The 10,569-nt window shown below is 61.7% G+C and carries 10 protein-coding genes and 1 tRNA gene; 5 read left to right on the forward strand and 6 right to left on the reverse strand.

Annotation, left to right across the window (positions count from 1 at the left end):
• Positions 1 to 20 precede the first annotated feature (20 nt).
• On the reverse strand, positions 21 to 1,160 hold the full coding sequence (carA, locus tag Q4543_RS11295; protein WP_216002709.1) for a glutamine-hydrolyzing carbamoyl-phosphate synthase small subunit: 1,140 nt from the start codon (positions 1,158 to 1,160) through the stop codon (positions 21 to 23).
• Between the two features lie 192 nt (positions 1,161 to 1,352).
• On the opposite strand from carA, the gene Q4543_RS11300 reads away from it, so the two are divergent.
• Positions 1,353 to 1,820 (forward strand): GatB/YqeY domain-containing protein, encoded by a 468-nt coding sequence (locus Q4543_RS11300; protein WP_216002710.1) that lies wholly within the window; start codon positions 1,353 to 1,355, stop codon positions 1,818 to 1,820.
• A 107-nt stretch (positions 1,821 to 1,927) separates the two neighbouring features.
• Here Q4543_RS11300 and Q4543_RS11305 read toward each other — a convergent pair whose 3' ends face one another.
• The 3 genes from Q4543_RS11305 to ctaD form a co-directional block, all read right to left on the reverse strand.
• Positions 1,928 to 2,818, reverse strand: coding sequence for a hypothetical protein (locus Q4543_RS11305; protein WP_303438368.1), 891 nt, complete (start codon positions 2,816 to 2,818; stop codon positions 1,928 to 1,930).
• A gap of 26 nt (positions 2,819 to 2,844) precedes the next feature.
• The gene (locus Q4543_RS11310) at positions 2,845 to 3,336 is read right to left on the reverse strand and encodes a DUF2244 domain-containing protein (RefSeq protein WP_303438370.1); all 492 of its coding nucleotides are present in this window, start codon (positions 3,334 to 3,336) and stop codon (positions 2,845 to 2,847) included.
• 233 nt (positions 3,337 to 3,569) lie between these two features.
• Positions 3,570 to 5,243, reverse strand: a complete 1,674-nt coding sequence (gene ctaD / locus Q4543_RS11315) for a cytochrome c oxidase subunit I (protein ID WP_216002713.1) — start codon at positions 5,241 to 5,243, stop codon at positions 3,570 to 3,572.
• A gap of 353 nt (positions 5,244 to 5,596) precedes the next feature.
• Between ctaD and Q4543_RS11320 the strand changes: the two genes are divergently transcribed.
• Positions 5,597 to 5,791 (forward strand): hypothetical protein, encoded by a 195-nt coding sequence (locus tag Q4543_RS11320; RefSeq protein WP_303438371.1) that lies wholly within the window; start codon positions 5,597 to 5,599, stop codon positions 5,789 to 5,791.
• A 149-nt stretch (positions 5,792 to 5,940) separates the two neighbouring features.
• Here Q4543_RS11320 and lipB read toward each other — a convergent pair whose 3' ends face one another.
• A complete protein-coding gene (lipB, locus tag Q4543_RS11325; protein WP_303438373.1) occupies positions 5,941 to 6,597 on the reverse strand; it encodes a lipoyl(octanoyl) transferase LipB in 657 nt (218 codons plus the stop codon).
• 211 nt (positions 6,598 to 6,808) lie between these two features.
• Here lipB and Q4543_RS11330 point away from each other — a divergent pair, with 211 nt between their 5' ends.
• The 3 genes from Q4543_RS11330 to Q4543_RS11340 all read left to right on the forward strand — a co-directional run bounded on the left by Q4543_RS11330 (position 6,809) and on the right by Q4543_RS11340 (position 9,840).
• Positions 6,809 to 8,443 carry a peptidoglycan-binding protein gene (locus Q4543_RS11330; protein WP_303438375.1) on the forward strand — a complete coding sequence of 545 codons (1,635 nt, stop codon included), beginning with the start codon at positions 6,809 to 6,811 and terminating at the stop codon, positions 8,441 to 8,443.
• Positions 8,444 to 8,578: 135 nt separating this feature from the next.
• A tRNA-Leu gene (locus tag Q4543_RS11335) sits at positions 8,579 to 8,665 on the forward strand.
• Positions 8,666 to 8,721: 56 nt separating this feature from the next.
• Positions 8,722 to 9,840 carry a tyrosine-type recombinase/integrase gene (locus tag Q4543_RS11340; RefSeq protein WP_303438377.1) on the forward strand — a complete coding sequence of 373 codons (1,119 nt, stop codon included), beginning with the start codon at positions 8,722 to 8,724 and terminating at the stop codon, positions 9,838 to 9,840.
• A gap of 143 nt (positions 9,841 to 9,983) precedes the next feature.
• On the opposite strand, the gene Q4543_RS11345 is transcribed toward Q4543_RS11340, so the two are convergent.
• Entirely contained in the window at positions 9,984 to 10,439 is a 456-nt protein-coding gene (locus tag Q4543_RS11345; RefSeq protein WP_303438379.1) for a hypothetical protein, read from the reverse strand.
• Positions 10,440 to 10,569 lie beyond the last annotated feature (130 nt).

Below are 10,569 nucleotides of genomic sequence, written 5' to 3' on the forward strand. Positions count from 1 at the left end.
CACCGGATTATTGACCATTCTTACATGATGTTCACGAAGCGTTCGAACAGATAAAAGCTGTCCTGCGGTCCGGGCGACGCTTCGGGGTGGTGCTGAACCGAGAAAACCGGCCGGTCGGTCATGCGAATCCCGCAGTTCGAGCCGTCGAACAGCGACACATGCGTCTCGATGACGCCCGCTGGCAGCGACTGGCCATCGACCGCGAAGCCGTGGTTCATCGAGGTGATCTCGACCTTGCCGGTTTCGATTTCCTTGACCGGGTGGTTGGCACCGTGATGGCCGTGGTTCATCTTGACCGTCTTGCCGCCAAGCGCCAGCGCCAGCATCTGGTGACCAAGGCAGATCCCAAAGATCGGCACCTGCGAGTCGCTCAGAATGCTCTGGATCATCGGCACGGCATAGGCGCCGGTCGCGGCCGGATCGCCGGGACCGTTCGACAGGAACACGCCATCGGGATTGTGCGCCAGCACCTCTGCGGCGGTGGCCGTCGCGGGCAGCACCGTCACATCGCAGCCGGCCGAGGCAAGGCAGCGCAGGATGTTGCGCTTGGCGCCATAGTCGATGGCGACGACCTTCTTGCCGGGGCCCTGACGCTTGGCATAGCCCTCGGGCCAGGCCCAACGCATCTCGTCCCAGCGGTAGCTCTGGGCGCAGGTGACATCCTTGGCAAGGTCGAGCCCGGTCAATCCGGGGAAGCTGCGGGCCGCGGCGACCAGCTTTTCCACGTCGAAATTGCCTTCGGGATCGTGGGCAAGCGCCACATGCGGCGCGCCGGACTGGCGGATCGCCCGCGTCAGGCGGCGGGTGTCGATGCCGCCGATGGCGATGCGCCCGCGCGAGGCAAGCCAGTCGGACAGTTCCTGCACCGCGCGCCAGTTCGACGCCTGCGTCGGCATCCACTTGACCACCATGCCCGCCGCCACCGGGTCCTGAGTCTCGTCATCCTCGGGATTGACGCCGGTGTTGCCGATATGCGGGAAGGTGAAGGTCACGATCTGCCCGGCATAGGACGGGTCGGTCATGATTTCCTGATAGCCGGACATGGCGGTGTTGAAGCAAAGTTCGGCCTGCGTCTGACCCGTGGCACCGAAGCCCTGGCCATAGAACAGCGTACCATCGGCAAGGGCGAGACAGGCGGTGGGCTTGGGTTTACTGGGCATGGGGCGACTCCTCGGGGGCAGCGGGGCGGCAAATTGAGCCTTAGGTAAGGGGTGTGCCGGTCGGGGTCAAGAGAGGGTGGAAAATGGGAAATTGTTGATTATCAGTGACTTGACTTCGCGGGCGGCAGAGTTGCGAAAGATGGGGGGATTGCGTAGGGTGACGCTTCGGGACACGATAGAACAGGATATTCCATGGATTTGCGCGCGCGCATCTCGGCTGCGACCAAGCAGGCGATGAAAGACCGGGCGGCCCAGCGGCTGTCGACCCTGAGGTTGATCAATGCGACCATCAAGGATCGCGACATTGCCGCACGGGGCGAGGGCAACGATCAGGGGGTTTCAGACAGCGACCTTCTTGCGATCCTCGCCAAGATGGTGAAGCAGCGCCGCGAGAGCGCCAGCACCTACGAAGAGGGCGGGCGGCTCGACCTTGCCGAAGCCGAGCTGGCAGAGATCGAAGTGATCGAGGAATTCCTGCCCAAGCCCCTGAGCGACGAGGAAATTTCCGGGGCGGTAGATGCCGCGATGAACGAGGTCGGGGCCAGTTCCATCCGCGATATGGGGCGGGTGATGGGCGTTCTGAAAGGGCGCTACCAAGGGCAGATGGATTTCGGAGCCGTTGGCTCGGTGATCAAGGAACGCCTGTCGGCGGCAGGCTGAGCAGGCCGACACCTCTTCGACGAAGAGGTGTCGCCGTGATCTGCGCCCGGTTTCTTTCGGGAAATGGCGTAGCGAAAGCCGTCTGCAAAGAGCTGTCGCCCGCCGGCTCAGGGGCTGGGAAACGCCGTCGATACGCGGGCCCAGTCCGAGGACTCGAGGGCGAACCGCTGCACGAACCGGGTCTTGAACCCGATTCGCCCGCGCCGCGCGCCGAAATTCTCGCCGTGATTGAGCACATACAGCACCGATGGTTGGGCAAGCGGGCGCAGCGGAGCGCCCGCAAGCCTTGCAAGATAGGGAAACATGCGGTGCTCATGCGCTGTCATTTCCCGTAAAAACCGGGCGCTCTGCGGCAAGGCCGGATCGTGATGGATCGCCGCACAGGATCCGCAAAGCTTCCAGAACGGCTTGCGCAGCGGCATGGCAAGACTGCGCGGCCCGGCCAGCGCAACGGTGCCGGTGGCGTGGTCCATCACGTAGCCGGTCTCGACCAGCCATCCGGGCGCATCGCCTGCCAGCATCTGCGCCACGGTGCCATCGCGCAGCAGATCATCGGCATCGAAGCTCATGACATAGGCCGGGCCGGTGTCCATGTCGGCAAGATGATCGCAGAGCATCGCCAGTTTGCGCCATTTGTCATTGCCCGGCGCCGGGTCGTCGAAGGGCAGCCAGTGTATCCTTGGATCGTCGGGCAGCGGCGGGCGCTGCTGGCAGCAGATCACCGCCTGCCACGCGCCGTCCTGCCGCCGGAAGCTTTCCAGCGTGGCCGTCAGCCGTTCGACCACCGCGCCCCAGTCGCCGACATGCTGCGGCCCGACCAGCGGCACCAGAAAGATCACCTGTTGCGCCGGGCGGCGCGGGCCGGATGCGGCGCGCAGCGCCAGTGCGGCCCGTTCCGACGGGGCTGGGGACAGCCGGTCTGCCCAAGCCGGGGAAATGGCTGCAGCGGCCAGCAGCGCTGCGCGTTTGCGCTTGGGGGTTGCGGGGGCTTGCGCCATGTCAGACCTTTCCGTCGATGCGATGCTCAGCGCGGATGAAGGCTCCGCACCCGGTCGCTCAGTTCGGCGTAAAGCGCCTTGCGTTCTTCTTCGCTCAGAAATGCGCCGATCTCAACCTCGCGGCCGCCGCCGCGCAGGGTGACATAATGCGGCACCGGCCCGCCCGAGGCGTGCATCTCGACCTTGAGCCATTGCGGGCTGCCTTGCCAGTCCTGTGCGCCGCCGCGCGGATTGTGGCGCACCAGCGTGATCTGATCGGGCGCCAGCGTCAGGATCTCGAGCACCGAGCGCTCGCGGCTGTTGTGCCGCAATGCCCACCACAGCCCCGCCACCGCGGCAAGGATGAACGGCAACAACCCCCAGAGCAGCACCGTGCCGATCAGCCAGAACACCGGCAAAATCGCCAGCAGGAAAAAGCTGGCCATGAAAATGGAAAACCCCCGCGCCGTCAGCGACTGGTGGGGCCAGAGATGAAGCTCGGCGCGCTTGTCGCCGGCAGGTTCCCAGCGGTAGGGCATGGTCGATCCGGGTCTTGGTCTGCGTTCGTGTGGTCTAGCATGAAGAGGCGCTGATCGTGCAGCTATTTTTGCAACCACGCCCGCCCCAAGCGAGGGGGCGCCGCCACGGCGTCGGACGGGCCGACATTGCACTGGGGCGAACGGTTGTGCTGCTTGTCCGGACACTGTCTCGCGCGGCAATGAAAAAGGCCCCCGGATCGCTCCGGAGGCCTGTGTGTTCCGCCAATGCGGGATCAGTGCGCGTGCTGCTTGTCCCAGTCTTCGCGCTTGGGCAGCTGCTCGAACGTGTGCTCGGGCGGCGGCGAGGGCAGGGTCCATTCCAGCGTATCGGCGTATTCGTTCCACGGGTTGGCCTGCGGCGCGGGCGCGCCCTTGCGAACCGTGTAGATCACGATGCCGAAGAACAGCAGGAAGGACGAGAACGACAGCAGCGCCCCCAAGCTCGACACGAAATTCCACGTGGCAAAGGCTTCGGGGTAGTCGATGTAGCGGCGCGGCATGCCCTGACGGCCAAGGAAGTGCTGCGGAAAGAAGGTGACGTTCACGCCGACGAAGAACATCCAGAAGTGAAGCTTGCCCAGCGTTTCCGAGTACATCTTGCCGGTCATCTTCGGCAGGTAGAAATAGACCCCGGCAAAGATGGTAAAGGCCGCCCCCATCGACATGGTGTAATGGAAATGCGCCACGACATAGTAGGTGTCGTGATAGGCCCGGTCCACGGCCGCCTGGCTGAGCACGATGCCGGTCACGCCGCCGATGGTGAACAGCACAAGGAAGCCAAGCGCGAACAGCATCGGCGTCTTGAATTCGATCGAACCGCCCCACATCGTCGCGATCCAGCTGAAGATCTTCACCCCGGTCGGCACGGCGATCACCATGGTGGCCAGCATGAAATAGCTCTGCTGACGCAGCGACAGGCCGACCGTATACATGTGATGCGCCCAGACGACGAAGCCGAGCGCGCCAATGGCGATCAGCGCCCAGACCATCGGCAAATAGCCAAAGACCGGCTTGCGCGAGAAGGTGGCAATGACGTGGCTGGCGATGCCAAAGCCCGGCAGAACCACGATGTAAACCTCGGGGTGCCCGAAGAACCACAGGATGTGCTGGTAGAGAATCGGGTCGCCGCCACCCGCAGGGTCAAAGAAAGTGGTCCCGAAATTGCGGTCGGTCAGCAGCATGGTGATGGCACCGGCCAGAACCGGCAGCGACAGCAGGATCAGCCACGCGGTGATGAAGATCGACCATGCAAACAGCGGCACCTTGAACAGCGTCATGCCGGGGGCGCGCATGTTCAGGAAGGTGGTGATGATGTTGATCGCCCCAAGGATCGACGAGGCGCCCGAGACGTGCACCGCAAAGATCGCAAGGTCGGTCGACATGCCGGCCTCGGTGGTCGACAGCGGCGGGTAGAGCACCCAGCCGATGCCCGATCCAGCCTGACCATTGCCCCCCGGTGCAAACACCGAACAGATCGCCAGCATCGTGCCGGCGGCATAAAGCCAATACGACAGGTTGTTGAGGCGCGGGAAAGCCATATCCGGCGCACCGATCTGCAACGGCATGAAATAGTTGCCAAATCCGCCGAACAGCGCGGGGATGACCACGAAGAACATCATCAGGATGCCGTGGCCGGTGATCAGCACGTTCCACAAATGCCCGTTCGGGGTACAGTTCTCGGTGGCGGTCGGGAACAGGCGCGCCCCTTCCATGCACATGAACTGAACGCCCGGCTCCATCAGCTCGAGCCGCATGTAGATCGTGAACGTCACCGAGATCAGCCCGGCGAGCGCCGCGGTGATCAGGTACAGGATCCCGATGTCTTTGTGATTGGTCGACATGAACCAGCGGGTAAAGAAACCTCGCTCGTCATGGTGGTCATGGCTGTGAATGGTGGCGTCCGCCATCATCTGCCTCCCTGTTTTGTCTTGCCTTGGGGGAACTGCCCCCGGCGCTCTCCCGGATGAAGGCGGCTGCCCTCGGATGCTCTGTGGGTCAAGTCTCCCGGCGGAGGCAAACCCGTGCGCTCCACCCCTCGTCCAATCCCTGTTCTAGAATGTTGCGGTGCGTGCGTAAATACGGCCTTTGTTCTGGATCAAACTTTCTTGCCGGGCCGGGCCGTTGGCGCAGCTTTCTGCCCGGATATCAGGATGGCGCCAGCGGGGCGCTTCGTAAGGTTTTCCAGACCTGCGCGCAGCACGGAACCATGTCAGGGTAGAGGCGTTACATTTCCAACACCGCTGCCACGGAGTTGAGACAGATGGCCTTGATCGAACAGATTTTTCACGAACCGCTCTCGCGCCGCATCTCGCGGCTTCTCGAGACCCCGTTCTCCCGCCGCCAGCGCTGGCTGGCCAACCGCGTTGCCGAGCTTCGCAGCCTGTCTGACGACGAGCTTGCGGCGCGTGGCCTCGCCCGCGAAGACATCCTGCGCCACGTTTTCGCCGGTCGCTGACACCCGTTCCACAAAGGCCCGTTCCCTTCCGGGCGTTTGTGCCTGCTTCGGCGTTTGTCCCCGCCGCTGCAGATAAGATGGCCGAAGCTGTAGTCTTTCCCCGGATGCAAGCTTCGGCCATCTGCTTTTTCGCGCTGGGGTCGCGGCGCTTATGGCGCGTTTTCGAACACCTCGTCAAAGGCCCGGCGCAGCGCGACGTCGACATCGCCCATGGTAATGGGCAGGCCCAGGTCGACGAGGCTCGTCACCCCGAAATCGCTGATCCCGCAGGGCACGATGCCCGAGAAATGCTCGAGCTCCGGCTCGACATTGATCGAAATGCCGTGAAAGCTGACCCATTTGCGCAGGCGGATGCCGATGGCGGCGATCTTGTCCTCGGCCATGCGCCCATCCGGCAAGGCGGGCCGCTCGGGCCGCTCGACCCAGACGCCGACGCGGCCATCGCGGATGTGACCGGTGATGTTGAATTCCGCCAGCGCCGCGATCACCCACGCCTCGAGCTGCTGAACAAAGGCACGGATGTCGCGCCCGCGCCGATTGAGGTCCAGCATCACATAGACAACCCGTTGACCGGGGCCATGATAGGTGAACTGCCCGCCGCGCTTGCTGGTGTAGACCGGAAAGCGATCCGGGCTGCGCAGATCCTCGGCGCGGGCCGAGGTGCCGGCGGTATAAAGCGGCGGGTGCTCGATCAGCCAGATGGCCTCGTCGGCGGTGCCCGCAGCAATGGCTTCGACGCGGGCCTCCATGAAGGCCACGGCGTCGTTATAGGGGGTCAGCCCCTCGGTTGTGATCCAGTCCACCATGCCCGCCGGGCTAGGCCCGTGCGCGCGCCGCGTCAAGATCCGGCGTGCCGGTTCGTTTTGGCCGATAGGTGACCTTGCGTCACTTCACGCTTGACATGTGGACGCGCTGGCGGGACGCTTTGGCCATAATAGCGTGAGCAGTTCGAAATTAGAGAAAGGTCATTTGACGTCGGCAGACAGGTTGTGCCGACACAGGTAGGAGACGTAACCAGTGAAACCTTGTTTTATTGCCGCCCTTGCTGCGGCCAGCGTTGTTGTCACGCCCATTCAGGCAAGCGCCGACAACGCCTTCGTCGGAGGCCTTGTCGGCGGCATCATCGGCAGCGCCATCGCCAATCAACCCAAGCAACGCGTCTATCGCGCCCCCGCCCGGAAAACCACCACCCGCAAGGCGACCAGCACGGTCAACACGGCGCAGCGCCAGCAGAACCGCGACACGCAGACCGCGCTGAATTATTTCGGCTTTGACGCGGGGTCGGTGGATGGCGTGATGGGCAGTCGCTCGCGCCGCGCGATTTCGGGCTATCAGTCCACCATGGGCTACAGCCCCACCGGCCAGCTGACGCAATATGAACGCGATTTCCTGATCGGCTCCTATCACCGCGCCCAGGCCGGCGGGCCGACCACGGCGCAGATGATCGCCTCCAGCCCGCTGGGCGTAAAGGGTTTGCTGGTCGCCTATCGCGATGAGCAGATGAACGGGGGCGGCACCAGTTCCACCGCGTCGATCGGCGGGCATTACGGCCTGCCAAGCATCGTGGCCGCCGCGGTGAACGAGATCGCCAAAAGCTCGGACCCGACTGCCGAGCAACTGGTGCAGCGCTCGGGGTTCATCCAGCTGTCGGATATCAACGGCGATGGGCGCACGGATTACGTCATCGACACCTCGGTGACGGGATCGGCCTTCTGGTGCAACGCGCAAAGCTGCGCGGTGCGGGTGTTCGCCTCGACCCCGGACGGCTATGAGCGCAATGATTTTCAGGCGTTCAACGTGACCCCGGCGATGTTCAACTGCCAGCGGGGGTCTTGTGCCAAGATCGACGACGGCGCGCCGCAAATGGCCGCCGCGATCACGCCCGCCCCCATGCCTGCGCCCGAACCGGTCCCGATGCCGAAATTCGCTGCGGCCCCCGAAGCCGCCATCCCCAATTTCTTCCAAAGCGAACCGGTGGCGGCCTCGCTCTCGTCCCACTGCAACACGGTCAGCCTCGTGACCTCGACCAATGGCGGCTACATCACCGAAGCCACGCTGGCCGATGCCAATGAGGCGATGGCCGAACAGCTGTGCCTGACCCGCAGCTATGCACTGTCATCGGGCGAAGCTCTGATGAGCCAGATTCGCGGCGCGACCCCGCAACAGGTGGCCGAGCAATGCGCCAGCTTTGGCACGCTGCTGCGCGACAGCGTGTCGGCGGTGTCGCTGCAATCCGATGGCGATGTGATGAAGGGAGTCGGGCAATTCGTGCTATCCACCGGGATCGCCCCGGCGCAACTGTCACGGACGGCGCAGATCTGCCTCGCGTCGGGCTATCGCAGCGATGATCTGGAAACAGCCATGGCGGCCGCGCTGATGCTGGTGTCGCTGGGGCAGGCGCCCTATGCGGAAATCATCGGCCACCATCTGAGCCAGGGCTTTGGCGCCACCCGTCGCAGCGATCTTGCCATCGGCTGGTACGCGCGCGCCCTTGATGCGCTGGAGTCCGGCGCAACGCCGGTGTTCGGCCCGGGGCAGCCCGAGCGGGCCGGCCTGCTGCGCAAGGCCTCGCTGATGCTGGGCGGCAATGCAGCGGCCAGCGCGCCGACGGTTACGCAGGCGTCGGTGCCAGTGTTCAGCATCGAAAACTAAGGCATCTTGCCGGGGCTGCTGTTGTTTAAGCCCTGTCTGATGAGGAAGAGGAAAGAAAAATCATTCGGGGTGCTTTTTTCCTCTTTCCATCCCCTGCGGGCTTTCTTATAGAGCCCCTCACCAAGTCAAGACAGTGCGGTCGTGGCGGAATTGGTAGACGCGCAGCGTTGAGGTCGCTGTGGGGTAACTCCCGTGGAAGTTCGAGTCTTCTCGACCGCACCAGTTTTCTTCGGAAAACCCTTTTGTATCCGAGCGTTAAGTGATGCTTGGAGATACAAATGGCACACAAACTGCCACACACTGTGCAGCGTGGAAATTCATACTACTACAATCGACGTGTCCCGGATCGGGTGGCTGATGCCTTCGGCCTGAAGGTGGTCCGCTATAACCTTGGCAGGGACCTTGAGCGTGTCGCGATTCTCAGTTCCGGCCTGACTGCAAAACTAGATGAAGTGTGGTCGGCTGAACGGGTAATGCCCTTAGATGTGGGTAAGCTGGTTCAGTCCCTACAGCCCAGCGCCTTGGATCTTCTTTCCTGCACTGACCTGTACTTGTCCGGAAAGAACATCGCTGAGAAGCCCGTCAGGCTTGCTGTAGGGGCCTTTATAGAGGTGGCAGGCAATAGGGCGGTTGAGACCTACCAGAGGGCAGAGGCAAGGCAGCTAGTGGCCTCTCTGCTGGCTAGAGGGAACAAGACGGCGACTGTCAGGCGACGGGTTCAGTCTCTACATGCTGTCCTTGAGTATGGTTTTCTTGAGCAGGACCTAGACAAGAGGAATCCGTTTGCCCGTTTGGCCATAAGTGGTGAGAACAAGGACGCCAAGAAAAGAGGGGTCTTCACTGAGGGTCAGCTACAGGACCTCTATAAGGCTTGTCTGACTGTAAACAAAGATACCCGCCTCATACTGCCCATACTGGGAGAGACAGGGGCTAGGCTAGCTGAAATTGTGGGTATGCGCTGGGCGGATGTTTCCCTAGCTGATGGGGTGGCTAGGATCGTCCCTCATGACCTGAGACGGCTCAAGACCAAGGGATCGGAAAGGGCAGTGCCGCTGGTGGGTGCAGGTCTTGAGGCCATGAAACGGCTCCATGATGCCCGTCAGGATGAAGAGTTTATCTTCCCAAGGTGGGTGAAGCCCTCAGGGGTGGTGGCGACACACGCAAGCAACACGCTCAACAAGTACATCCGAAGTCGCTATGGCGATCTTACCTGCCACTGTTTCCGGCACACCCTCAGGGATCGGCTCAGGAATGCTGGCTGTGCGCCTGAGCTTGTCGATCAGATAGGGGGGTGGACTTCCAATCTTGGGGTTGGTGCAGGTTATGGGCATGGCTACAATCTGGAACGCCAGAGAGAGGCGCTAGGGCGGGTAGTCATTGACTGGAATGGTGCCTGAGAGCCTCTGTGAGGGCCTTGTGAGGGGGGTGGCTGTTCGCTTGGCCCCGCCTGGACGTAACGCTGAAGGATGTTCAGAGCGGCTTTTTAAGGGGTTGGAATGGAAGGGGCCACTAGGCCCCTCTCGTTATTGTTGTGGGTGAGTTAGCCCTTGCTAGAGTTCGCAGGGTCTTGATAGGGTTGAGGTATTGATTGGATTTCCCAAGCCTCAGGACATGACTTTTCCTCCTCTATACCTTTCCCTTCCTCCCCTTCAGGCTCAAAGTCTTCTAGAACTTGATAATCATCATCGTCTATTAATAGGAAGTCTTCCTCTTCTTTAGTTGTATTTTGCCCTTCATATTCTGGATAGTTAATATAATGATCTGGATATTCTGCCTTGTGGGTGTGGCAGATACCTTTAGGGTCGGTTATATCAAGAGCGGGGATCGCTCCAAGAGATTGTCTGAGCTTGTCCCTCAAAACTTCCAAAACACGTTCACTGTCAGAATGTTTGCAGATTAGGCAGTCGTGAACTGGGTAGCTAGGAATATCCTCTAGCGCTAGATGAAGCATGGTTGCAGTCATAATGTTGCTTTCAATATTCATGAGTTCGAACACGTTTGCATTGCACATCCTAAGAAAAGGGTTGAGCTACCCCCCGAAATTCGGAGACTGACATAAGCTATGATTTGCAGTCTGCTGATCTTCGACGAGAAGGAGATCAGAGATGTCGAAACGCAAGCAGCAT

Source organism: Salipiger sp. 1_MG-2023 (genome assembly GCF_030547555.1).
Classification (GTDB): Bacteria; Pseudomonadota; Alphaproteobacteria; order Rhodobacterales; family Rhodobacteraceae; genus Salipiger.

What these genes read in the sequence shown, in the direction of transcription:
- carA (WP_216002709.1), bottom strand. Translation starts at nt 1,160, where the DNA reads ATGCCCAGTAAACCCAAGCCCACCGCCTGTCTCGCCCTTGCCGATGGT.
- Q4543_RS11300 (WP_216002710.1), top strand. Translation starts at nt 1,353, where the DNA reads ATGGATTTGCGCGCGCGCATCTCGGCTGCGACCAAGCAGGCGATGAAA.
- Q4543_RS11305 (WP_303438368.1), bottom strand. Translation starts at nt 2,818, where the DNA reads ATGGCGCAAGCCCCCGCAACCCCCAAGCGCAAACGCGCAGCGCTGCTG.
- Q4543_RS11310 (WP_303438370.1), bottom strand. Translation starts at nt 3,336, where the DNA reads ATGCCCTACCGCTGGGAACCTGCCGGCGACAAGCGCGCCGAGCTTCAT.
- ctaD (WP_216002713.1), bottom strand. Translation starts at nt 5,243, where the DNA reads ATGGCGGACGCCACCATTCACAGCCATGACCACCATGACGAGCGAGGT.
- Q4543_RS11320 (WP_303438371.1), top strand. Translation starts at nt 5,597, where the DNA reads ATGGCCTTGATCGAACAGATTTTTCACGAACCGCTCTCGCGCCGCATC.
- lipB (WP_303438373.1), bottom strand. Translation starts at nt 6,597, where the DNA reads ATGGTGGACTGGATCACAACCGAGGGGCTGACCCCCTATAACGACGCC.
- Q4543_RS11340 (WP_303438377.1), top strand. Translation starts at nt 8,722, where the DNA reads ATGGCACACAAACTGCCACACACTGTGCAGCGTGGAAATTCATACTAC.